Origin of the sequence: Streptomyces soli (assembly GCF_003999195.1) — a bacterium.
GTDB classification, from domain to species: domain Bacteria; phylum Actinomycetota; class Actinomycetes; order Streptomycetales; family Streptomycetaceae; genus Actinacidiphila; species Actinacidiphila soli.
In genome coordinates this window covers 43,993-66,943 of the sequence record NZ_RJVR01000181.1, presented here as the reverse complement: position 1 = coordinate 66,943, position 22,951 = coordinate 43,993, and the positions used below count along the sequence as shown (strand labels likewise).

The following is a 22,951-nucleotide window of genomic DNA, read 5'->3' as shown; positions in this document are numbered from 1 at the left end:
CTGGGGGCCGTCCGAACGCTGCGCCACCCACCGCGTCCTGCGGGTCGCCGCCCGCCTCGCCGAGCCCCGCGGCCCCGCCGGGCGCCTCCGGCTCAGCGGCCGCGACGACCTCGAGGAGCTGGCCCTCGGCGCCGGGCTGCGGCCCGACGGCTCCGGGCGCGTCTCCTGTCCCTTCGGCTACGCCGACATGGACAGCGCGGTCCGCGGCATGATCTCCACCGGGCTCTTCGACGACGCCGTCGCCGCGACCGATCAGGAGCAGGTCGAGAAGGAACTCGCGGAGGCCCTCCACCCCTTCCGACGCCCGGACGGTGCCGTCCGGATGGACAACGTCTTCCGCTATCTGATCGCCCGCGCGTAATCCGTCGCGCGTAAATCCGTCGCCCGTAAATCCGTCAGACGTCCGGCTTCGACAGCCGCGGGATCCCCGCGGCGGCGTACGCCTCGGCCTCCTCCAGGGTCTCCGCCTCGAGCAGGGCGGTGGCGAGTGCGTCGAGCTGCTCCCGGTGCGTGTCGAGGAGCCGGCATGCGGTGCCGTAGCACTCGTCGACGATGCGCCGCATCTCGCTGTCGACGACATCGAGCGTCGAGGGTGCGGCGGAAAGGCCGTACGGCTGCTGGGGGTCGTTGGGGATGGCGCTGAGGGGGCCGACCCGGTCGCTCATGCCCCAGCGGCCGACCATGCCGCGGACGAGATTGGTGACCTGTTCGAGGTCGTTCTCGGCGCCGGTCGTGATGACGCCGAAGACGATGTGCTCGGCGGCCATACCGCCCAGGGCGCCGATGATGCGGCCGCGCAGGTACTCCTCGGTGTACGCGTAGCGGTCGGAGTCGGGCGTGGAGAGGGTGACGCCGAGGGCGCGGCCACGCGGGACGATGGTGATCTTGCGGACGGGGTCGGCGCCGGGCTGGAGCATGCCGAGGAGGGCGTGGCCGGCCTCATGGTAGGCGGTGCGCTTGCGCTCCTCCGGAGGGATGACGAGCGGGCGCGCGGCGCCGAGCTGGACCTTCTCCAGGGCGTCGGAGAACTCGCTCTGCCCGACGGCCTTCTTACCCCGCTTGACGGCGAGGAGGGCGGCCTCGTTGGCGAGGTTGGCGAGTTCGGCACCGGTCATGCCGGGCGTGCTGCGGGCGACCTGGCTGAGGTCTACGCCCTTCTCCAGCGGGACCTCGCGGGTGTGGATACGGAGGATCGCCTCGCGGCCGGGCCGGTCGGGCGGGCTGACGTGCACCGTACGGTCGAAACGGCCGGGCCTCGTCAGAGCCGGGTCGAGAACGTCCGGCCGGTTGGTGGCGGCGATGACGACGACGCCTTCGGAGCCGGAAAAGCCGTCCATCTCGGTCAGGATCTGATTCAGCGTCTGTTCCCGCTCGTCGTGGCCGCCGAAGCCCCCGGCGGCGCCACGCGCCCGCCCGATGGTGTCGATTTCGTCGATGAAGACGATCGCCGGGGCGACTTTCCGCGCCTCGGCGAACAGTTCGCGTACCCTCCCCGCGCCCACGCCCACGATCATCTCGATGAACTCGGACGCCGAGGCCGAGAAGAACGGCACGTCCGCCTCGCCCGCGACCGCCCGTGCCAGCAGCGTCTTGCCGGTGCCGGGCGGGCCGGCCAGCAGCACTCCGCGCGGCATGCGCGCGCCGAGCGCGCGGTAGGCCTCGGGTCGCTTGAGGAAGTCGACGACCTCGCTGAGCTCAGCCTCGACCTCGTCGATACCGGCGACGTCCTCGAAGGTGATGCGCTTGCCCTCCTCGGGGACGACCGGCTTCGGGGGCGCCTTGCGGCCGAAGCCGCCGAGGCCACCGCCCAGTCCCCCGGCCAGGGACTTGCTCATCCGGCGCCCGATGAAGATCCACAACGCCACGAGCAGCAGTATCGGCGCGAGCGAGATCATCAGGTTGTAGAGGAAGCTGCGCTGCTGGACCACGGGCGCGGCGGTGACGGTGACCTTGTTCTTGACGAGAGTGGCCCACAGGTTGTCGTCCGCGAAGACCGGCCGCTCCGTCTTGAACTGGGTGTACGTCCCCTTACCGTCAACCTTGGGGACGGTCTGCTCCTTCCTGAGCGCGCCCTCGATCGCGTCACCCTTGGAGTAGATCTTCGAGATGTTGTTGGCCTGGAGCTGTCTCTCGAACTCCGTGTACGACACCGTCGGCGTGTTGGCGCCGGAGAACTGCGACAGCAGCAGGTTCGTGATCAGAAAGACCGCCAGCGCGGTGAGGATCATCCCGCCCCAGCCGCCCAGCCGGCGTCGCGGCGGCTTCGGCGGCGCGCCTTCCGACCGCCACGGATCTTGGGGCTGCTGCCGGGGCGGCACGGAATTGCTCATAAGTTAACAATACGGACACACCTTGGGGCGCCGCCCCGGAACGTAGGCCGTCAGTGCCTGCCGTCAGCTCTGCGGTCAGGGCCTGCGGTCAGAGGCCCGGCCAGTCCTCGACGGTGAGCGCGAACCGCTCGTGGTCGCGCCATGCGTCGTTCAGGAAGAGGAAGCGCGGCGAGAAGCCCTCGTGCCGGAAGCCGAGCCGCTTCGCCAGCGCGATGGACCGCTCGTTCTCCGGCTGCACATTGATCTCCAGTCGGTGCAGCGCCAAGCCGTCCCGGGTATCGGCGAAGCACCGGTCGACGACCAGCCGCATCCCCTCGCTCATCCGGCCGGTCCCGGAGTACGGAAGGTAGCTGTCGTAGCCGAGCGTCGCGTTGCGGAACCGGCCGCGCGCGATGTTGGCGACGTTGCACTTGCCGACGATCCCGCCGCTCTCGCCGTCGATGATCATGAACGTACGCAACCCCAGCCCCTGCTGCCGCAGCAGCTCGTGGAAACCGTCCGGGTCGACGGGATTCCAGCGCCCGATGTGCTCGGCCGAGCGGATGACGGCTTCCGCGTAGGCGGCGGCGTCGGCGGGACGCGGCTCGCGGATCGTGACTCGCATGGGCTCATTGTCGTTCATGAACCACCCGCCCGGCCGCCGCCTTGGAAGGTCGCTGGGCCGCTACTTGGGCGGCAGCAGGTCCTTGAATTCCGGCGGCAGCTCGAAGTTGTCCGCCCCGCCGCCCGGCGGGAGGCCGAAGGCGCCCCCGGGCTGCTGCTCGCGGCGGGTGGCGGCGGCCTGCTCCTCGGCCTTGCGCTTCATCGGGTTGCCCGACTTCCGCTTGCCCTTGGCCTGCTTGACCTGCTTCTTCTGACGGGCACCGCCGCCGCCCATGCCGGGGATCCCCGGCATGCCGGGCATGCCGCCGCCCTGGGCCATGCGGGACATCATCTTGCGGGCCTCGAAGAAGCGCTCGACCAGGCTCTTGACCGCGCTGACGTCGACGCCGGAACCCCGGGCGACGCGGGCCCGGCGGGAGCCGTTGATGATCGTCGGGTCCTGGCGCTCGGCCGGGGTCATCGACTTGATGATCGCCGCGGTGCGGTCCACGTCCCGCTCGTCGAGATTGGCGATCTGGTCCTTGATCTGACCCATGCCGGGCAGCATGCCGAGCAGCTTGGAGATCGAGCCCATCTTCCGGACCTGCTCCATCTGCTGGAGGAAGTCGTCGAGGGTGAACTCCTTCGGGCCCTTCGCCAGCTTCTCGGCCATCTTCTGGGCCTCGGCCTGGCTGAAGGTCTGCTCGGCCTTCTCGATCAGGCTGAGCATGTCGCCCATGCCGAGGATGCGGGACGCCATGCGGTCCGGGTGGAACGCGTCGAAGTCGTCCAGCTTCTCGCCGTTGGAGGCGAACATGACCTGCTTGCCGGTGACGTGCGCGACCGACAGCGCGGCGCCGCCTCGCGCGTCGCCGTCCAGCTTGGACAGGACGACGCCGTCGAAGCCGACGCCGTCGCGGAACGCCTCCGCGGTGTTGACCGCGTCCTGGCCGACCATGGCGTCAACGACGAAGAGGATTTCGTCCGGACTGACCGCGTCACGGATGTCGGCGGCCTGCTGCATCATGTCGGCGTCGATGCCGAGCCGGCCGGCGGTGTCGACGATGACCACGTCGTGCAGCTTGCTCTTGGCGAAATCGATCGAGTCCCTGGCGACCTTCACCGGGTCGCCGACGCCGTTGCCCGGCTCCGGGGCGAAGACCGCGACCCCGGCGCGCTCGGCGACGACCGACAGTTGGTTGACGGCGTTCGGGCGCTGGAGGTCGGCCGCGACCAGCAGCGGGGTGTGGCCCTGGCCCTTGAGCCAGTGGCCGAGCTTTCCGGCCAGCGTCGTCTTACCGGCGCCCTGGAGGCCGGCGAGCATGATGACGGTCGGCGGCTGCTTGGCGAAGCGCAGGCGGCGGGTCTCGCCGCCGAGAATGCCGACCAGCTCCTCGCTGACGATCTTGATGACCTGCTGGGCGGGGTTCAGCGCCTGGGAGACCTCGGCGCCTGCCGCCCGCTCCTTGACCTGCTTGATGAACGCGCGGACCACCGGCAGCGCGACGTCCGCCTCCAGCAGCGCGATACGGATCTCGCGCGCGGTGGCGTCGATGTCCGCCTCGGAGAGGCGGCCCTTGCCCCGGAGGTTCTTGAAAGTCGCTGCAAGGCGGTCGGAGAGGGTATCGAACACGTCGGTCGCGGATCCTCGTGTCGGGGGCGGGTGGTCGTCCTCAAGAGTATCCGGGCGTGCCGGTGTATCCCACCCTCCCCCAGCCTCCGGCCGGTGGGGTCTCCCCCAAACGGAGTTTGGGGGAGACCCCACCTCGCTTTCGCCCGCATACCCGCGGTCAGCGCAGCGCGCGCTCGACCTCCCGGGCGACCTCGGCCGCCCGTACGTCGGTGAGGGGAGAGCCGTCGCTACCGGTGACGTAGAAGGCGTCCACGGCGTTGGCGCCCAGGGTGCTGATGCGGGCGGAGCGAACGTTGAGGCCGGTGATCTCCATGGCGCGGCCGATGCGGTGCAGGAGCCCGGGGGCGTCCTGGGCGCGGATCTCTATGACGGTGGCCGAGTCGGACGAGCCGGGGGCGACGGTGACGCGCGGCGGAGGGGCGGTGACGCCCCGGCGGCGGGGATACGCGGCTTCGCGTTCGGCGAGGCGGGCCTCGATGTCGAGGGTGCCGGCGAAGGCACGGTCGAGGTCGACCCGCAGCCGGGTGGCCTCGGGGAGGGAGCCGTACTCGGCGGCGACGCGCCAGCGCAGCAGCGTGACCGGGCCCTCCCCGATCGGGTCGACGGAGCGCAGGTCGGCCGCGCGGACGGTGAGCCGGTGCAGGGCGAGGACGCCGGCGGCCTCGGCGAGCAGGCCCGGCCGGTCGCGAACGGCGAGCAGCAACTCGACGCCGACCTGTTCGGGCGCCTCGGACTCGGCGTCCGGGTCGGGCTCGGTGTGCGCGTGCAGGGCCAGCACCGGGCCGCCGGTGCGGGCGGCCTCGACGGCGAGACGTTCCTCCTCGGCGGTGGGCTCGGGGCTGACCGGCTCGGGGACGGCGCCGCCCGCGAGGACCTCGGCGACCCGCTTGACCAGGTCGGAGACGAGCGAGGCCCGCCACGCGCTCCAGGCGGCAGGCCCGGTGGCCAGGGCGTCGGCCTCGGTGAGGGCGTGCAGCAGTTCCAGGGTCTCGGTGTCGCGTACGGCGTCGGCGACGACCTGAACGGTGGCCGGGTCGTCCAGGTCACGCCGGGTGGCGGTGTCGATCAGCAGCAGATGATGCCGTACGAGCAGGGCCAGGGTGTCGACGTCGGCGCGGCCGAAGCCCAGGCGGGCGGCGACGTCGCGTGCGATGACCTCACCGGCCACCGAGTGGTCGCCGGGCCAGCCCTTGCCGATGTCGTGCAGCAGGGCGCCGATGAGCAGCAGGTCGGGGCGGCTGACGCGACGGGTGAGCGCCGAAGCGCGCACCGCGCACTCCACCAGGTGCCGGTCGACGGTCCAGATGTGTACGGCGTTGCGCTGGGGCCGGCAGCGCACCCGCTCCCAGTCGGGCAGCAGCCGGGTGATCAGGCCCTCGGCCTCCAGCGCCTCCCACACCGGCACGGTGGACTCCCCCGCGCCCAGCAGGGTGAGCAGCTGCTCGCGGGCCTCGGCCGGCCACGGCACCGGCAGCGGACGGGCGGCCTGGGCCAGGCGCCGTACGGTGTGCAACGACAGCGGCAGCCCGGTCTGGGCGGCAGCGGCGGCGGCGCGCAGCGGAAGCACCGGGTCGCGGTCGGGCCGGGCGGAGCGGGCCAGTACGGCCTCGCCCTCGTGCTCGACCACACCGTCGGCGAGCGGGGTGCGCTCGGCGGGCGTGGCGGCGGCCTCGGTGCGGCCGAGCCCCAGCAGTCCGCGCCGCTTGGGCCGCATCTCGCGGGAGCGCAGCACACGGCCGACCTCGCGCCAGGTGACGTCGGAGGCGTACGAGACGGTGCGCGCCGCTTCGTATACCTGCCGCAGCAGTGCGTCGGCGTCCAGCAGGCCGAGGGCGGTGGCGACCTGATCCTGCTCCTGGAGGGCGAGCCGGTCGGTGGCGCGCCCGGTGACCAGGTGGAGGGCGTCGCGGGCGTCGAGCAGCCGCGTACGGGCCTCCTCCAGGCCTTCGCGGGGCGCGTCGGCGAGCCAGGAGGCGGCGACGGCGCGCAGGGCGGTGGCGTCGCGCAGGCCGCCCCGGGCCTCCTTGAGGTCGGGTTCGAGGAGGTAGGCCAGCTCGCCCTGGCGTTCGGCGCGTTCGAGGCACATCTCGTGCAGCGCGGGCAGCCGCTTGGGCGCCTGGTTGCGCCAGTCGGCGAGGATCGCGGTGCGCAGGCCGGCCGTGAGCGCGGTGTCGCCGGCGATGTGCCGGGCGTCGAGCAGGCCGAGCTGGACCTTGAGGTCGTCGGCGGCGGTCTTGCGGGCCTCGACGGGGGTGCGTACGGAGTGGTCGAGGGCGAGCCCGAGGTCCCACACGGGGTACCAGATCTTGTCGGCGAGAGACGCCACCTGGCCGGCCTTCTCGGAACCGTCGTGGAGCAGCAGCAGGTCCAGGTCGCTGCGTGGGGAGAGTTCGCCTCTGCCGTAGCCGCCGACGGCGACCAGCGCGTATCCGGCGACCCCGGCCTCGGCGGCCGCGCCGTGGGTGAGGGCGGCGAGCCAGCGGTCGGTGAGTTCCGCGAGGGCCTTACGACGCGGCGGCCCGGACTGCTCTTCCTCGTTGAGGAGGTGCAACCGGGCCGCCGCGTAGCCTGCGGGGTCGTTCTCGTCGTTCGCTTTCGCTTCGACGCTTTCCGTCACGCTGTCTCCAGACGCAGGCTGTGCTTCGTACTTCTGTTACTTCCCGTGCTTCTAAGTGCAAGTGTGAGGCGCGGCCAGGTAATTCCCCGGCCGCGCCTCGCGATCTCAGAGCGCGTCGGGTCCGCGCTCGCCGGTCCGGACCCGGACCGCCGTCTCGACCGGGATCGACCAGACCTTGCCGTCACCGATCTTGCCGGTGCGGGCGGCCTTGACGATGACCTCGATCAGCTGCTCGGCGTCGGTGTCCTCGACCAGGACCTCGATCCGGATCTTCGGTACGAGGTCCACGGTGTACTCGGCACCGCGGTAGACCTCGGTGTGACCACGCTGACGGCCGTAGCCGCTGGCCTCGGTGACCGTGAGGCCCTGTACACCGAAGGCCTGCAGAGCCTCCTTGATCTCATCCAGCCGGTGCGGCTTCACAACCGCGGTGATGAGCTTCACGCGTCCACCTTCTTCGTCTCGCTGCTGCCGTCCAGAGCGGAGGCGATCGCCCGGGCCGCGCCGCCGACACCCGCGAAGTCGTACGCCGTCTCGGCGTGCTCGACCTGGTCGATGCCCGCGACCTCGTCGTCCTCGCTCACGGTGAATCCGATCACCAGGTCAATGAGCTTGGCAAGGATGGCCGAGACGATCAGCGAGTAGAACAGGACCACGCTGACGCCGACGAGCTGCTTGACGAGCTGCGCCCCGCCGCCGCCGTAGAACAGGCCCTTGGCGGTCTGGCCGACACCGCCGGTGGCGAAGAAGCCGATCAGCAGGGAGCCGACGATGCCGCCGACCATGTGGACGCCGACGACGTCGAGCGAGTCGTCGTAGCCGAACTTGTACTTCAGGCCGACCGCCGCCGCGCAGAGCACACCGGCGATGACGCCGACCGCGATGGCGCCGAGCGGGCTGACCGAGCCACAGGCCGGGGTGATGGCGACCAGACCGGCGACCGCGCCGGAGGCGGCACCCAGGGTGGTGAAGGAGCCGTGCTTGATCTTCTCGTACGCCAGCCAGCCGAGGACCGCCGCGGCGGTGGCGACCTGGGTGTTGGTGAAGGCGATACCGGCGACACCGTCGGCCGCGACCCACGAGCCGGCGTTGAAGCCGAACCAGCCGAACCACAGCAGACCGGCGCCGAGCATGACCAGCGGAAGGCTGTGCGGCCGGAATGGGTCCCTCTTGAAACCGACGCGCTTACGGATGACGAGGATCGCGCCGAGCGCGGCGGCACCGGCGTTGATGTGGACCGCCGTACCACCGGCGAAGTCGATCACGCCGTACTTGAAGAGCCAGCCGTCCGAGGCCCAGACCCAGTGGGCGACCGGGAAGTAGACGACCGTGACCCACAGGGTGATGTAGACCGACCAGGCGACGAACTTCACGCGGTCCGCGAGCGCGCCGCTGATCAGCGCCGGGGTGATGATCGCGAACATCAGCTGGAAGACGGCGAAGACATAGGTCGGGACGCCGTTCACCCAGACCTCGGTCTTGCCGATGCCCCGCATGCCGACCCAGTCGAAGCCGCCCAGAAGGCCGCTGCCGCTGTCGAAGGCGATGCTGAAGCCGTAGAGCGTCCACAGAATCGTGACGATGGCGATCGCGATAAAGCTCATCATCAGCATGTTCAGGGCACTCTTGACCCGGACCATGCCGCCGTAGAAGAAGGCGAGACCAGGGGTCATCACCAGCACCAGCGCGGCGCTGATCAGCATGAACGCCGTATTGCCGGTATCGATCTTGGGGGCTTCCGCGGCAAGCGTCAGGATGCCTGCTGCCATCTGCGTCTCCTCGTCGTATCGTCATCCGAACGGCCCGTGCGGGGTGTGGGGTACGGTGGGCCGGTTTTGGCCATGAGATTGCCTAAGCCGGGTTTCCGCCAGTGCCGCTCGATGTTTCCGTGAGGTGACGAAGAAGTCGGGCGTGTTACGCCAAAGTGAATCGCCACCCCAACGGCAGCGGCCGTGATTACTCTGTGACCCCTTTGGGGGCCCCTGCATCCTGTATACGGGACCGGCCGCGGCAGCCACCCGGTTGACCTGGCGTGGGGGAGCCGAGTCGGGCTGATCGGGATGGCGGCCGCGGCCGGGGTCTTCTGGGTGGGTCTTTCCCGGGTCAGGCGGTCTCCGCGACCTCGGGCAGATGCGCGGCCAGGCTCTCGGTGAGCTGGGCCACGGCCGGCACCTCCCCGAAGTCGCGCAGGGCGGTGTCCGAGGTCTTGCGGATGCGGGTGTTGACCCGCTCGGAGCGGACCTTCCGGGCGACCTCGATGGCCTGGATCGTCAGGTCCGCCGCCTGCTCCGGCTCGCGCTGCAGCAGGTGGACGGTGGCCATGCCGACCAGGTTGAGGGCGTACGCCCGCTGGTGCACGGGGTCGTGGCTGAAGAGCTCGACGGCCCGCTGCATGACGGGGTGGGCGAGCGAGGCGTACGTGGGGCTCCGGCCGGCCACATAGGCCAGGTCGCGGTAGGAGTGGGCGTTCTCCGCGTTGAGCTCGGCCTCGTTGAAGAAGCTGATCCAGTCCGGGTCCTCGACGGGCCGGGACTCGGTGTAGGCGTCCTCGGCCATCCGCACCGCCCGATGGCACTTGCTGACCTGGCCCATGTTCGCGTAGGCCCGGGCCTCCATCGCGTACAGCATCGCCTGGGTGGTGGCGGTGGCGCTGTCCCGGCTGCCGTACTGCGCGAGGTGGATGAGCTCCAGCGCGTCGTCGGGACGGTTCAGGTGGATCATCTGGCGGCTCATGCTGGAGAGGATGAAGGCGCCCAGCGACCGGTCGTCGGCCTCCTTGGCGGCGTGCAGCGCCAGCACGAAGTACTTCTGGGCGGTCGGCTGCAGCCCGATGTCGTACGACATCCAGCCGGCCAGTGCCGCGAGGTCGGCGGTGACCCGGTACAGGCGCCTGGCCACCCGCTGCGGGTGCGATTCCTGGAGCAGGTCGGTCACCTCGTGCAACTGGCCGACGACCGCCTTGCGGCGCAGGCCGCCGCCGCACTGGCTGTCCCACTGCCGGAACATCACGGTGGTGGTCTCCAGCAGCTCCAGCTCCGGTTCCGACAGCCGCGACACCCGGCCGCCGCTCGTGCCGGACTCCCGGGGCAGCGGCACCCCGGCCCCGGTGGCATCGGGGAAGCCCAGGGGCGTCGGCACCAGCCAGCGCTGCATCGGCTCGACCAGGGCCGGTCCGGCGGACAGCATCAACGAGGCCCCGAGGAAGCCGCGGCGGCCGAGCATCAGGTCGCTGCGGGAGAACTCGTTGATCAGCTGGACCGTCTGCGGACCGGCCCACGGCAGGTCGACCCCCGACGAGGCCGTCGGCTGGTGCACCGAGCGCAGACCCAGGTCCTCGACCGGCACCACACAGCCGAAGCGCTCGGAGAACAGCTCGGACAGGATTCTCGGGATCGGCTCACGCGGCTGCTCACCGTCGAGCCAGCGGCGCACCCTCGAGGTGTCGGTGCTGACGTGGAGAGCACCCATCTGGCGGGCCCGGCGGTTCACCTGGCGCGCCAACTCGCCCTTGGACCAGCCGCTGCGCACGAACCATGAGTTCAACTGCGCATTGGGCTGCTTGTCTTGTGTGCCGCCCACCGCAATGCCCCCATCCCGAGTACATCCCGAGTCGCCCAACACCGCTGCCAACCAGAACTGTTGTCAACGATAGAGCTTGATCATTCCCGCGGCCCCGCGCTTGCCTTCGGCATACCCGTCTGCGGCGGCGGTTCCTGCGAGCTTGTGCACCGAAAGTAATCCTACGATCACCCATCCGGCGACCCTCACTGCGGAATCGCCACCATTCGCCACCCCTTCGAATGAACTACTCCCCCGCCGCAGACGATTCACTTGACACATGCCGATTGCATCGGAGTCGGCAGTTCAGGAGTGGGCGTAACCATCAGAGACCGCGATCCGTTGGGGGTGTCATGGGCTTCACTATCGGCAGCATGCGGACCATTCGCGACATGCCGTACATGCGGCAGGGCGCACGCCGCCGCACGCGAGCCTCGGCGTGCACCACAGTGGCGGAGTACACGGGGTTGTGCGGCTGGGCCGTCGCGCCGGGCGCGCGCGCCTCGCGAGGCGGCGGTGAATGCTCCTGCGGCGACGCGCACTGCGCAGCCCCCGGCGCGCATCCGCTCCCCTTCGCCGAGGAGATCCCGGCCAGCGCCACGCTGGAGGAAGCCACCGCCGCGTGGGAGCAGGTGCCCGGCGCGGCCGTGCTGCTGCCCGTCGGCAGCGCCTTCGACGTCATCGACGTGGCGGAACGCGCCGGGATCCACGCCCTGGTCCGCCTCGAACGCATGGGGCTGCGCCTCGGCCCGGTCATCGCCACCCCCACCGGCCGCGCCCAGTTCTTCGTCGCCCCGGGCGCCGCCGCGGAGCTGCCGCACCTGCTCTACCGCATGGGCTGGGACGACGCCGACCTCGACCTCCGCTGCCTCGGCCCCGGCGACTACGTCACCGCTCCCCCCTCCGACCTCGGCGGCCACGGCCCCGTCCGCTGGCTCCGCCCCCCGGCCCTCGACGGCGCCCAGCAGCCCCCGGAAGCCCGGCTGCTGCTGGGAACGCTGGCGTACGTCTGCCATCGGGGCCGGGCGTAAAGGTTAGGGTTACGCCTCGCCGATCAGCGCGTCCACGAACGCCCCCGGCTCGAACGGCGCCAGATCATCCGCACCCTCGCCGAGCCCGACAAGCTTCACCGGCACGCCCAGCTCGCGCTGGACCGCGATGACGATGCCACCCTTGGCGGTGCCGACCCATCCCTCGACGCGCCCCTCACACCGCTCGGCCCCAGGGGGGCCTCCCAGGCTTCGGACCGCTGCGCCAGACTCCGTCCGACGGCCTGCACTTACGCCTCGCCGATCAGCGCGTCCACGAACGCCCCCGGCTCGAACGGCGCCAGATCATCCGCACCCTCGCCGAGCCCGACAAGCTTCACCGGCACGCCCAGCTCGCGCTGGACCGCGATGACGATGCCACCCTTGGCGGTGCCGTCGAGCTTGGTGAGGACGATGCCGGTGATGTCGACGACCTCGGCGAAGACGCGGGCCTGGACGAGGCCGTTCTGGCCGGTGGTGGCGTCGAGGACGAGCAGGACCTCGTCGACGGGGCCGTGCTTCTCGACGACGCGCTTGACCTTACCGAGCTCGTCCATGAGGCCGGTCTTGGTGTGCAGGCGCCCCGCGGTGTCGATGAGGACGACGTCCGCGCCCTCGGCGATGCCCTCCTTTACGGCCTCGTAGGCCACCGACGCAGGGTCGCCACCCTCGGGCCCGCGCACCGTACGGGCGCCGACGCGCTCGCCCCAGGTCTGCAGCTGGTCGGCGGCGGCGGCGCGGAAGGTGTCGGCGGCGGCAAGGACGACACTGCGGCCGTCCGCGACCAGGACACGGGCGAGCTTGCCGGTGGTCGTGGTCTTGCCGGTGCCGTTGACGCCGACGACCATGATGACGGCCGGCTGCTCCTCGTGGCTCTCGGTGTGCAGGGTGCGGTCGAAGTCCGTCCCGAGCAGGGCGAGCAACTCCTCGCGCAGCAGTTCCCGCAGCTCGGCGGGCGTACGGGTGCCGAGCACCTTCACGCGGGTGCGCAGCCGCTCGACCAGCTCCTGGGTGGGGGCGACGCCGACGTCGGCGGTGAGGAGGGTGTCCTCGATCTCCTCCCAGGTGTCCTCGTCGAGGTGCTCTCGGGACAGCAGCGAGAGCAGCCCCTTGCCGAGCGTGTTCTGGGAGCGGGACAGCCGTGAGCGCAGCCGGATGAGCCGCCCGGCGGTCGGCTCGGGCTTCTCGAGCTCCAGGACCGGGGCTTCAGGGGCGGCGGTGGAGTCGGGGAGATCGACCTCTTCGATGGTCCGCCGGGGCTCGTCCCGGGGGACCTCGGCGTCCTCACCGACGTGCGGTTCGGCGGGCGGGGTGGTGATCGTCGGCGCGGCGGGCGGCGCGGGGGGCAGCTGCCGCTTCTTGCGACGACTGCCGACCACGAGGCCGCCGGCCGCGATGACCGCGACCAGGGCGATGACTACGGCAAGGATGACGGTTTCCATAACGCACACCAGTATGCGGGACCCGGTAGGTGGTCGTTCGTTCCGACGAGTGCGCGAGCCACACCTCTGTAAATCTGACATTGCGTCACGACTGGCGGCGGCGCGGCGCCCTCAAGGACGAGGTCCTGGAGACCCTCCTCGCCGTCTGGACCGGCGAGCCCTTCCCCTTCCGGGGCCGTACGGTCCGGGTCACCCCCCTCCCGTACACCCGGCCGCATCCGCTGCTGCTGGTGGCTGGCAGCTCGCGCGCCGCCGCCCGCCGGGCGGCCCGGCTGGGCCTACCGTTCTTCCCCAGCGCGCATCTGCCCGAGCTGGAGGCCTACTACTACGCACGGATGGAGGAGTACGGCACCGAAGGCTGGTGCCTGATGCCTCCGGCCGAGGTCCCCCTGCTGCACATCGCGAATGACCCGGACCGGGCCTGGGCGGAATACGGCTCCTACTTCCTGCGGGAGGCGCTCACGTACGCCTTTTGGCAGAACGGCGGGATTCGGTCGGCGGTCCGGTCGACGGCAGGGACGGTGGAGGAGCTGCGGTGCGAGGGCGTCTACCGGATCCTCACGCCGGACGAGTGCGTGGCCTTCGCCGAGGCGGGCGGTGAGCAGGCGAGCCTCGTCCTGCATCCGCTGTGCGGCGGCATGCCGGTCGACGAGGGCTGGCGGAGCCTGCGGCTTGTCTTCGACCACACGGCTTTACGACCTGGCTTTATGAGTTGAATGTAAGCACCATATTTCTAGCGCAGCCGCTGGCTGATCACCTTGGACACGCCGTCGCCCTGCATGGAGACCCCGTACAGCGCGTCGGCGACCTCCATCGTGCGCTTCTGATGGGTGATCACGATGAGCTGCGAGCTCTCCTGCAGCTCCTCCATGATCCGGATCAGCCGCTGCAGGTTGGTGTCGTCCAGGGCCGCCTCGACCTCGTCCATCACATAGAACGGGCTCGGCCGGGCCTTGAAGATCGACACCAGCAGGGCGACGGCGGTCAGCGAGCGCTCGCCGCCCGACAGCAGCGACAGCCGCTTGACCTTCTTGCCCGGCGGGCGGGCCTCGACGTCGACGCCGGTGGTGAGCATGTTGTCCGGGTCGGTGAGGATCAACCGGCCCTCGCCGCCCGGGAAGAGCCGCGAGAAGACGCCCTCGAACTGGCGGGCCGTGTCGTGGTACGCCGCCGTGAAGACCTGCTCGACCCGCTCGTCGACCTCCTTGACCACCTGTAGCAGATCGGCCCGGGTCTTCTTCAGGTCCTCCAGCTGCTCGCTGAGGAACTGGTGCCGCTCCTCCAGCGCCGCGAACTCCTCCAGCGCCAGCGGGTTGACCTTGCCGAGCTGCGCGTACGCCTTCTCGGCGGCCTTGAGCCGCTTCTCCTGCTCGGCGCGGTGGTAGGGGCGGGGCTTGTTGCGCGGGTGCTCCGGGTCCTCCGGAAGCTCCTCGCCCTCGGCGGGCGGGGACGGCGGGACCAGGTTCTCGGGGCCGTACTCCGTGACCAGCCCTGCCGGCTCGACGCCGTACTCCTCCAGCGCCCTGGACTCCAGCTGCTCGATCCGCATCCGCTTCTCGGCGCCGAGGACTTCGCCCTTGTGGACGTCGTTGGTGAGCTTGTCCAGCTCCGACTTCAGCTCCCGGCCCTGCCGCCGTTCCTCGGCCAGTTCGGCCTCGCGCTCGGCCTTCGCCAGTTCGGCCGCCGCGCGCTCCTCCTCGGCCCGGGCGAGGGAGACCTGTACGTATTCGAGCAGCCCGCGCGCCCCGGCCAGCACGGCGGAGGCGACCTTGGCCTCGTACTCCAGGCGGGCCCTGCGCTGGGCCGCCCGGGCCCGGGTCTCGCGCTCCATGCGGGCGGCGCGGTCCAGGCCGTCGGCCCGGCCGGCCAGGCCCTTGACCCGCTCCTCGTGCGTACGGACCTGGAGCCGGGCCTCCATCTCCGTCTGGCGTGCGTTGGCGCCGTCGGCGGCCAGCCGGTCCCGTACCAAGGTGTCCGGCTCCTCCTCCGCGGGGGCGGCCTCGGCCTCGCCCAGGCGGTACGACAGCTCCTCGAACTCCTCGGTGGCGGCCGCCAGCGCCTCCTCGGCCCGGCCGACGGCTGCGGCGGTACGTTCCGCCTCGCCGCCGGCGGCACGGGCCTGGCCGGCGAGGCGGCCGAGCTGCTGGGCGACCGACGACTTCTGCTTCTCCGCCGCACGGCGCCGCTGCGTGAGGTCGTCCACGAGGCGAGCGGCCCCCGCCCGGCGCTCCTTGGCGGCGCCCTGCTCCTCGGTGAGCGACGTGCAGCTCTTGGCCAGGCGTTCGAGCTCGGCGGCGGCCTCGTCGACGGCGGCCTGCACCTCGAGGAGGCTCGGGGCGCCGGCGGAGCCACCCTGGGCGAAGTGCGCGCCCAGGGTGTCACCCTCGGCGGTGACGGCGATCAGGTCGGGGTGGGCGGCGACCAGGGCTTCGGCATCGGCGAGGGTGCCGACCACCGCGTAGTCCCGGAGGAGTCGCCGTACCGCGGGCAGGAGTTCTTCCGGGCCGCTGATCAACGCTGCCGCGTGCTGTGCCCCGGGCGGGGCCTCCGCCTCGATGCGGGCGTGCGGGACGGGAAGGGGCGCGGTTGCCTCTGGGCCGGGCGCCGTTGCCGGGTGCGGGATCGTGGGCAGGGCCTGAATCTCTCCCCCAGTCTGGAGGCTGGGAGGTGCCCCCACCAGCCCGCCCCTTCCCGAAACCGTGGCCCCACTGGGGGCCGAGCCCCCAGACCCCAGCTGCTCAAACGCCGAAGGGGCTGAACCACCGGCGACCAACAGGGCTGCCCGCCCTGCATCGTCCGCGCGCAGCAGGCGCAGCGCCTCCGCGGCCGCCGGGGGGCCGGACACGGCGACGGCGTCGGCGGCGGCGCCCAGGGCGGCGGCGACGGGGACCTCGAATCCCGGGGTGACGCTCAGCAGTTCGGCGGCCGGGCCGAGGAGGCCGGTGAGCCGGTCGCCGGAGGCGAGGAGGGCGCCGGTGCCGTCCTTGCGGCGCAGGCCCAGGGCCAGGGCGTCGCGGCGAGCGGTGACGGCGGCTCGTTGGCGTTCGGCGGCGGTGGCGGCTTCGCGGGCGGAGGAGAACGCTTCGTCGGCGGCGGCCATGTCGCGCTTGGCGGCTTCGAGGCGGTCGTCGAGTTCGGAGTCGTCGGCGTCGAGCTCGTCAACCTGGGCCTTGAGCTCTTCGTACTCCTCCTGGGCGGACTCGGCGCGGTCCCGGGCCTCGTCGCGGGCTGCCGAGAGGCGGCCGATCTCGGCTTCGGCGGAGGATGCCCTGGAGCGGGCGGCGTTGACCTGGCCGCTGAGCCGGGCGAGGCCTTCGCGGCGGTCGGCGATGGCGCGGGCGGCCGCCTTGAGGCGCTTGTCCTCGTCGGCGAGCTGCCGCTCCAGTTCGGCGCGGTGGCCGATGGTGTCGTCCAAGGCGCGCTGGGCGGCGTCCAGAGCCTCGGTGAGCTCGGCCTCCTGTTCGCGGATGCGGGCAGCCTCGCGCTCCATGTCCTCGGGGTCGCGGCCGCGCCGTTCCTCGGCGGGCTGGCTGGTGGCGTGGCGTACGCGCTGCTCGGCGAGGCCGATGGTGCCGCGTACCCGTTCGGCGAGTTGGGAGAGTCCGTACCAGGTGGCCTGCGCGTCGGCGAGCCGTGGGGCGAGCGCCCTGACCTGCTCCTCCAGGCCGGCCTCGCGCTTGACGGCCTCGGCGAGCATGGACTCGACGGTGTCCCGGCGCTCCTTGAGGGCGGCCTCGTCGGCGACTTCGGTACGCAGCGCCTCCCGCAGTGTGACAAGATCGTCGGCAAGGAGTCGCAGCCGCGCGTCGCGCAGATCGGCCTGGATGACCGCTGCCCGGCGGGCCACCTGGGCCTGCCGTCCCAGGGGCTTGAGCTGTCGGCGCAGCTCACCGGTCAGGTCCTGCACGCGCGCGAGGTTGGCCTGCATGGCGTCGAGCTTCCGCAACGCTTTCTCTTTGCGCTTGCGGTGCTTAAGTACGCCCGCGGCCTCCTCGATGAAGGCGCGGCGGCCCATCGGGTCGGCGTGGAGTACGGAGTCGAGCTGGCCCTGGCCGACGATGACGTGCATCTCGCGGCCGATGCCGGAGTCGGACAGCAGCTCCTGGATGTCGAGCAGCCGGCAGGTGTCGCCGTTGAGCTGGTACTCGCTGCCGCCGTTGCGGAACATGATCCGCGTGATGGTGACCTCGGCGTACTCGATGGGCAGCACACCGTCGCTGTTGTCGATGGTCAGCGACACCTCGGCCCGGCCGAGCGGAGGGCGCCCGGTGGTGCCGGCGAAGATGACGTCCTCCATCTTGCCGCCGCGCAGTGACTTCGCGCCCTGCTCGCCCATGACCCAGGACAGTGCGTCCACGACATTGGACTTGCCGGAGCCGTTGGGGCCGACGACGCAGGTGATCCCAGGTTCGAATCGGAGGGTCGTCGCCGAGGCGAAGGACTTGAACCCGCGCAGGGTCAGGCTCTTGAGGTGCACGCCAGAGAACCCTACCCTTCGCCTGCCCGTCGCTTTGGGTCTATCCCCGGCGTTTCACGGCAGGACGCGCAGGGCATTGAGAGCGTAAGGGTGGAGATCACGGGAGGTCGAGGGCAGGGGCGGAAACGACGAAGGGACGCCGAAGCGTCCCTTGCACATCCCAAGCGGGCACGTCGCCACTGATCTGCCGAAAGGCAGGATCAAGCGAGAACGGGCTCCGCGTGGTGTACGTCGATGCTGCTGAGCAGCGACTCTTCGTGCGACGCGGCAGCAAGCGCATCGTTCTGGGCCTGGATCCGTACAAGCTCGGACTCCAGGTCCTGAACACGCTGCTGCAGCCTTCGCATCTCGGCGAGGAGTCGCGGGTCGGGGCCGCCGACGTAACCGAGAAGCGCCTTTGCCATGATGGATGGTCCTCCACGCTGAGTGACCGAACCGGAGCGGTGTGGGTCGTGAGTGAGGGGTTTGGCACCCGCGCCCTGTAGCGCCGAAGCTGCCGTTTTCAAGCCATAACAGCCTCGTTGGGCGGGGGTTCCAGCGTCTCACCAAATGGTTTGAGGGTCAACACGATCACAGCCCACTCGTCGGGCACGCCTAAGAAATCACGGCGCGGACATGGCGCCGGTTGCGTACCGCGAGGCTGGTGATCGCCCTCGATTACGGCAGCCTTGCATGCCGTTCCGCAAAAGGCAACCTCCCCGTAGACCTTGCCTCATGCGATTGCCACCTACCCGCGCTCCGCGCGTCCACCTGCGATGACGTGTCGGCGGTCAGCGGATCTCGAAGCTCTCGTAGCCACCCCTGGGTACGTCCCAGATCTCGGTGACACCGTCCACCCGCCCGGGCGTGTCCCCGTCGCGTAACCATGCCAGAAGGCGCTCGCAGGTGGCTCGGGGCCCCTCGGCGACGACCTGCACCCGGCCGTCTGCGAGATTGCTCACATAGCCGGAGAGACCGCCGATCTCCAGTGCGTTGGCCCTGGTCCACCAGCGGAAGCCGACTCCTTGGACCCGGCCGCGCACCCAGGCGGTGAGCCGGACATTCTCGTTCATGTCCGCACGTTATCCCGGCAGTTCTCACAGGTTCACCACAGTCCCGTGCGTCATTCGATACAGTCGCGCCGCAAAGGACTCACCCGTTCGGGTGATCCCCGACGACGCAAGGACAGCACCGGATGGGTCGCCATTCACGTACTGCCCCACCGCCCGTGGTCAAACCGAGCGGGGGTCGGCGCCGCCGCACGAACAACCGTGCCAGCCTGGTCAACGCCAAGCGGCGCCGCCACCACCCGGTACGCACCGGGTTGCTGGCGACCTCGGCGGCGATGGCGGTCGGCGCGATCGCGGTGTCCGCGGGGCTGCTGCCGGCGCCGAACGGGTCGGGAGGGTACGCCTTCCCCGGCAGTAACGCAGGACAAGTCCAGGCCGGCGGCCAGTCCGAGAACACCGGCGTCCAGGGCGGCGCCTCCGCGACGCCCACCGACCGCGCCTCCGAGCCCGCCAGCCGTGGCAACGACCGCTCCAGCGCGCCCGTCGCCACGCCCTCGGCCCCCGCCGCCACCCCCAGCGCCTCGGCGCCGGTTGCGACGCCCAGCCCGTCCAGCAGCAGCACGCCGCCCACGGCCCCGCCGAGCGCCACCGCGTCCAGCACCGCCACCGCGTCCCCGAGCACCGGCACCGGCACCACCGCCGAGGAGCAGATACTGGCGCTGGTCAACGCCGAGCGCGCCAAGATCGGCTGCGCCGCGCTGACCGCCGACCCGGACCTGGGCAAGCTGGCCGAGACCTTCAGCGCCGACATGGCCAAGCGGGACTTCTTCGACCACATCGATCCCGACGGCAACGACCCCTGGGACCGAGCCGAAGCCGCCGGCATCACCGGCCTCGGCGGCGAGAACATCGCCCGCGGCCAACCCGACGCCGCCTCCGTCATGGACGCCTGGATGAACAGCCCCGGCCACCGTGCCAACATCCTCAACTGCAACTTCAAGACGATCGGCGTCGGCGCCTTCCTCGGCACCGGCGGCCCCTGGTGGACCCAGGACTTCGGCTACTGAGATAGACGCAGGTCAGGGGCCTATCCAGCGCTCTGGGCCGTGTCGAGGCCGTCATCCGTGCGCCCCTCACCTCCGAGGACGCGATCAACGGCTGCCCGCGTACGGGTCTCGCTGCTCGGCATGAGGTGCGTGTACGTCCGCAGGGTGTAGCCCGGATCGTGATGCCCCAGGTACTCGCTCAACGCTTTGATGCTCTCGCCCGCACGTGCGGTCAGCTGGCCTCGGGCCTGTCGCGTGGTGGCTAGATCGGCGACCGCATCCATGACGACCTCGACGTACTGGTCGCGGGCGCGGCGTACCGGTCACGGGAGCGCTGATAACGCATCTGCGAGTCCGGAACGAACAGCGCGAGTGCGCCGGCGACAGCGGGGCCACGCCAGAACGGACCGGCCAACTCGCTCCCTCATGGGATCGGCGGGGTCCCACCGCGCGGCCCTCCCTCTTCGAGCACGCTCGCTCCGCAGCACGGGCGGGCTGGGCCAGCAGCCGGAGCCCAGATTCGCGATGACGGCGAGGGAGGTCAAATCGTCCGGATCCGTGTGTGATTTGCACAACACTGTATATGTCCCTAAACCATGTATTTTCGAACGATGTTTTCTGAGCGCGCGCTGCCGGCCGATTGGCTCGACCGCATGGCCGACGCGAACGATGCGTCCGGCCGGTCCGGAACACACCTCGCAGGCGGGACGGCCGCGGTGGATGGTCCTGAGTGCATGGTGCCCGACGCGGTGCAGGGGTCGGTGGGGCCGGCCGGCGCGGCGATAGCCGTGCTCGACGCGGAAGGGGCGGTGGCCGGGTGGTCGCAGGCCGCCGAGCGGCTGGCCGGCTACTCGGCTGCGGAGGTGGTGGGCCGACCGGCCGCGGTCATGCTGCTCCCTGCCGGGGACGTGCCGAATGCATCAGTGTTCGCCGAGCGGTGCCGTGCCCGGGGTGGCTGGTCCGGTCTTGCGGCGCTGCGCCACCGCGACGGCCGCAGGCTCGATGTCAGGCTGCGGGTCTCCCCCTTGTCGGGCCAGGACGGCAGGGCTCATTGGCTGATCTCGGCGACCGACATGGCCACGGTCTCCTCGGGGGCGGCCGACGGATTGGTGCTGGAGTCGCTGCTCACCCGCGCACCGATCGGCATCGCCGTCCGCGACCAGGAGCTGCGCTGCACCTGGGTGAACGGCTCTATGGAGATCCAGGACGGCATCCCCCGTGAACAGCGGCTGGGGCGCCGGCTGACGGAGACACTGCCGGGCGCCGAGGCCGAAGCGGCCGAGAGGGTGATGCGGCAGGTTCTGAACAGCGGCACCCCGGCGGTCGACCACGACTTCCGGGCATGGGTGCCGTTGGACCCGCGCCGGGAACGCGCGTTCTCGGTCTCCTACTTCCGTATCGAGGACGCGGACGGCCACGCGCTGGGCGTGTGCGCCATGTGGGTGGACGTCACCGACAGAGAGCGGGCGCGTGAGCGCCTGGCGATCCTCAGCGAGGCGAGCGCGCGGATCGGCAGCACCCTGGACGTCATGCAGACCGGGCAGGAACTCGCCGACCTGGCAGTGCCCCTTCTTGCCGACCTCGTCGCCGTCGACCTGGCGGAGTCGGTCCCGCTCGGCGAGGAGCCCCTGGCCCGGCTGGGGTCGACGGGCCGGCACATCCCCGCCTTCCGCCGCGCGGGCCTGGCATCGATCCACCCCGGGGCCCCGGACGCTTGGTGCGCCCGGGGGGAGGCGGTCTTCGTTCCACCGACCTCGCCGTATACCTGCGTCCTGTCGACCGGGAAGTCCTACCTGGAGCCGGTCGTGGACACCTCCCCCGGCACGTGGTTGGACCAGGACTCGGGACGGGCGGAGAAGATCCGCGAGTACGGAATGCACTCTGCGATGGTCGTGCCGATCCACGCGCGCGGCACGGTGCTGGGCATAGCGGTCTTCATCCGTACGGAGGACCCGGTGCCGTTCGAGGAGGACGACCTGCTCCTGGCCGAGGAACTCGTCTCCCGGGCCGCGCTGTCTCTGGACAACGCCAACCGGTACACGCGCGAACGCACCGCGGCCCTTGCCCTGCAGCGCAACCTGCTCCCACAGCGCCTGACGGGCGGGTCCGCGGTTGAGGTGGCCTCGCGCTACCTGCCGGCCGACATCCACCACGGCGCCGGCGGTGACTGGTTCGACGTGATCCCGCTGTCCGGCGCCCGGGTGGCCCTGGTCGTCGGCGACGTGGTCGGCCACGGCATCAACGCCGCGGCGACCATGGGCAGGCTCCGCACCGCCGTGCACACCCTCGCCGACATGGAATTGCCCCCGGACGAACTGCTGGCCCACCTGGACGACCTGGTCATCCGCCTCACCGAGGAGGACGCCGACACGAAGGACCTGGCCACCGCGGTGGCGGGTGCCACCTGCCTGTACGCCGTCTACGACCCGGTCACCCGGCGCTGCACGATGGCACGGGCCGGCCACCCCCCGCCCGCGATCATCGACCCGCACGGCCACGTCACCTTCCCCGACCTCCCCACCGGAACCCCACTCGGCCTCGGCATGGTCCCCTTCGAGTCCGTCGAGCTGGAACTTCCCGAAGGCAGCACGCTCGCCCTCTACACCGACGGCCTGGTCGAAACCCGCGACCAGGACATCGACACCGGGATGCACCGCCTGGCCACCACCCTCGCCCACCCCCGCCTCCCGCTGGAAGACCTCGGCTCGGCCGTGCTCGACACCCTGCCGACCCGGGCGCCGTCCGATGACGTCACCCTGCTCCTCGCCCGCACCCGCACCCTCAGCCCGGACCAGGTGGTCTCCTGGGACCTGCCCACCGACCCGGCCATCGTCAGCACCGCCCGGTCCCTGACCCTCCGCCAACTGGCCCAGTGGGGACTTGAGGACCTGGCCACCACCACCGAGCTGATCGTCAGCGAACTGGTCACCAACGCCATCCGCCACGGCACCGGCCCCGTCCGTCTGCGCCTGATCCGGCACCAGGTCCTGACCTGCGAAGTCTCCGACACCAGCAACAGCCTCCCCCGCCTGCGCCACGCCCGGACCACCGACGAGGGCGGCCGCGGCCTCTTCCTCGTCGCCCAGCTCTCCCACCGACGAGGCACCCGCTACACACCCGACGGCAAAACCGTATGGGCCGAACAGGAACTCACACCCCCGGTACAGCAGTGAAGTACAACAACCCCCACGACCGACCACGGCCGGTATCGTCCGCCACCGGTCACATGGTGACTTCAATGACCGCAGG

At 71.0% G+C, this 22,951-nt stretch carries 14 protein-coding genes and 4 pseudogenes; 5 read left to right on the top strand and 13 right to left on the bottom strand.

Annotated elements, in window-relative coordinates; genetic code table 11:
* A pseudogene (locus EFK10_RS16650) lies at window positions 1-361 on the top strand (SAM-dependent methyltransferase); the annotation flags it as partial.
* A 34-nt stretch (window positions 362-395) separates the two neighbouring features.
* Here the strand turns inward: EFK10_RS16650 and ftsH are convergent.
* The 7 genes from ftsH to nsdA form a co-directional block, all read right to left on the bottom strand.
* Window positions 396-2,330 (bottom strand): ATP-dependent zinc metalloprotease FtsH, encoded by a 1,935-nt coding sequence (gene ftsH / locus EFK10_RS16645; protein WP_127356471.1) that lies wholly within the window; start codon window positions 2,328-2,330, stop codon window positions 396-398.
* Window positions 2,331-2,418: 88 nt separating this feature from the next.
* Window positions 2,419-2,934: a GNAT family N-acetyltransferase gene (locus EFK10_RS16640; protein WP_206305473.1), complete on the bottom strand. Its 516-nt coding sequence runs from the start codon at window positions 2,932-2,934 to the stop codon at window positions 2,419-2,421.
* Window positions 2,935-2,994: 60 nt separating this feature from the next.
* Window positions 2,995-4,545 carry a signal recognition particle protein gene (ffh, locus tag EFK10_RS16635; protein WP_127356469.1) on the bottom strand — a complete coding sequence of 517 codons (1,551 nt, stop codon included), beginning with the start codon at window positions 4,543-4,545 and terminating at the stop codon, window positions 2,995-2,997.
* A gap of 157 nt (window positions 4,546-4,702) precedes the next feature.
* On the bottom strand, window positions 4,703-7,162 hold the full coding sequence (locus EFK10_RS16630; RefSeq protein ID WP_127356468.1) for a [protein-PII] uridylyltransferase: 2,460 nt from the start codon (window positions 7,160-7,162) through the stop codon (window positions 4,703-4,705).
* Window positions 7,163-7,267: 105 nt separating this feature from the next.
* Entirely contained in the window at window positions 7,268-7,606 is a 339-nt protein-coding gene (locus EFK10_RS16625) for a P-II family nitrogen regulator (RefSeq protein ID WP_127356467.1), read from the bottom strand.
* Window positions 7,603-8,931, bottom strand: a complete 1,329-nt coding sequence (locus tag EFK10_RS16620; RefSeq protein ID WP_127356466.1) for an ammonium transporter — start codon at window positions 8,929-8,931, stop codon at window positions 7,603-7,605. Before EFK10_RS16620 ends, EFK10_RS16625 begins: the two co-directional genes overlap by 4 nt.
* A gap of 334 nt (window positions 8,932-9,265) precedes the next feature.
* Window positions 9,266-10,741, bottom strand: a complete 1,476-nt coding sequence (gene nsdA, locus EFK10_RS16615) for a transcriptional repressor NsdA (RefSeq protein WP_240677258.1) — start codon at window positions 10,739-10,741, stop codon at window positions 9,266-9,268.
* Between the two features lie 332 nt (window positions 10,742-11,073).
* Here nsdA and EFK10_RS16610 point away from each other — a divergent pair, with 332 nt between their 5' ends.
* On the top strand, window positions 11,074-11,751 hold the full coding sequence (locus EFK10_RS16610) for a bifunctional DNA primase/polymerase (protein WP_127356465.1): 678 nt from the start codon (window positions 11,074-11,076) through the stop codon (window positions 11,749-11,751).
* A 9-nt stretch (window positions 11,752-11,760) separates the two neighbouring features.
* Here EFK10_RS16610 and EFK10_RS16605 read toward each other — a convergent pair.
* A pseudogene (locus EFK10_RS16605) lies at window positions 11,761-11,904 on the bottom strand (signal recognition particle-docking protein FtsY); the annotation flags it as partial.
* Window positions 11,905-11,999: 95 nt separating this feature from the next.
* On the bottom strand, window positions 12,000-13,190 hold the full coding sequence (ftsY, locus tag EFK10_RS16600; RefSeq protein WP_127356464.1) for a signal recognition particle-docking protein FtsY: 1,191 nt from the start codon (window positions 13,188-13,190) through the stop codon (window positions 12,000-12,002).
* Between the two features lie 80 nt (window positions 13,191-13,270).
* Here ftsY and EFK10_RS16595 point away from each other — a divergent pair.
* Window positions 13,271-13,906: pseudogene (locus EFK10_RS16595) on the top strand (LLM class flavin-dependent oxidoreductase); the annotation flags it as partial.
* A 17-nt stretch (window positions 13,907-13,923) separates the two neighbouring features.
* On the opposite strand, the gene EFK10_RS16590 reads toward EFK10_RS16595, so the two are convergent.
* From EFK10_RS16590 to EFK10_RS16580, 3 genes are all read right to left on the bottom strand, one after another.
* Window positions 13,924-17,667, bottom strand: coding sequence for an AAA family ATPase (locus tag EFK10_RS16590; RefSeq protein WP_127356462.1), 3,744 nt, complete (start codon window positions 17,665-17,667; stop codon window positions 13,924-13,926).
* Between the two features lie 200 nt (window positions 17,668-17,867).
* Complete coding sequence (locus EFK10_RS16585; protein ID WP_127356461.1) at window positions 17,868-18,071, bottom strand: hypothetical protein; 204 nt, start codon at window positions 18,069-18,071, stop codon at window positions 17,868-17,870.
* Between the two features lie 366 nt (window positions 18,072-18,437).
* Window positions 18,438-18,719, bottom strand: a complete 282-nt coding sequence (locus tag EFK10_RS16580) for an acylphosphatase (RefSeq protein WP_127356460.1) — start codon at window positions 18,717-18,719, stop codon at window positions 18,438-18,440.
* Between the two features lie 155 nt (window positions 18,720-18,874).
* Between EFK10_RS16580 and EFK10_RS16575 the strand changes: the two genes are divergently transcribed.
* Window positions 18,875-19,723 carry a CAP domain-containing protein gene (locus EFK10_RS16575; protein ID WP_240677257.1) on the top strand — a complete coding sequence of 283 codons (849 nt, stop codon included), beginning with the start codon at window positions 18,875-18,877 and terminating at the stop codon, window positions 19,721-19,723.
* 20 nt (window positions 19,724-19,743) lie between these two features.
* On the opposite strand, the pseudogene EFK10_RS16570 reads toward EFK10_RS16575, so the two are convergent.
* A pseudogene (locus tag EFK10_RS16570) lies at window positions 19,744-19,929 on the bottom strand (site-specific integrase); the annotation flags it as partial.
* Between the two features lie 426 nt (window positions 19,930-20,355).
* Here EFK10_RS16570 and EFK10_RS16565 point away from each other — a divergent pair.
* Window positions 20,356-22,875: a SpoIIE family protein phosphatase gene (locus EFK10_RS16565; protein ID WP_407647088.1), complete on the top strand. Its 2,520-nt coding sequence runs from the start codon at window positions 20,356-20,358 to the stop codon at window positions 22,873-22,875.
* Window positions 22,876-22,951 lie beyond the last annotated feature (76 nt).

Bases quoted from the DNA above. Each gene is read 5' to 3' on its own strand.
- ftsH (WP_127356471.1), bottom strand. From the start codon at position 2,330: ATGAGCAATTCCGTGCCGCCCCGGCAGCAGCCCCAAGATCCGTGGCGG.
- EFK10_RS16640 (WP_206305473.1), bottom strand. From the start codon at position 2,934: ATGCGAGTCACGATCCGCGAGCCGCGTCCCGCCGACGCCGCCGCCTAC.
- EFK10_RS16620 (WP_127356466.1), bottom strand. From the start codon at position 8,931: ATGGCAGCAGGCATCCTGACGCTTGCCGCGGAAGCCCCCAAGATCGAT.
- EFK10_RS16610 (WP_127356465.1), top strand. From the start codon at position 11,074: ATGGGCTTCACTATCGGCAGCATGCGGACCATTCGCGACATGCCGTAC.
- ftsY (WP_127356464.1), bottom strand. From the start codon at position 13,190: ATGGAAACCGTCATCCTTGCCGTAGTCATCGCCCTGGTCGCGGTCATC.
- EFK10_RS16585 (WP_127356461.1), bottom strand. From the start codon at position 18,071: ATGGCAAAGGCGCTTCTCGGTTACGTCGGCGGCCCCGACCCGCGACTC.
- EFK10_RS16580 (WP_127356460.1), bottom strand. From the start codon at position 18,719: ATGAACGAGAATGTCCGGCTCACCGCCTGGGTGCGCGGCCGGGTCCAA.
- EFK10_RS16565 (WP_407647088.1), top strand. From the start codon at position 20,356: ATGGCCGACGCGAACGATGCGTCCGGCCGGTCCGGAACACACCTCGCA.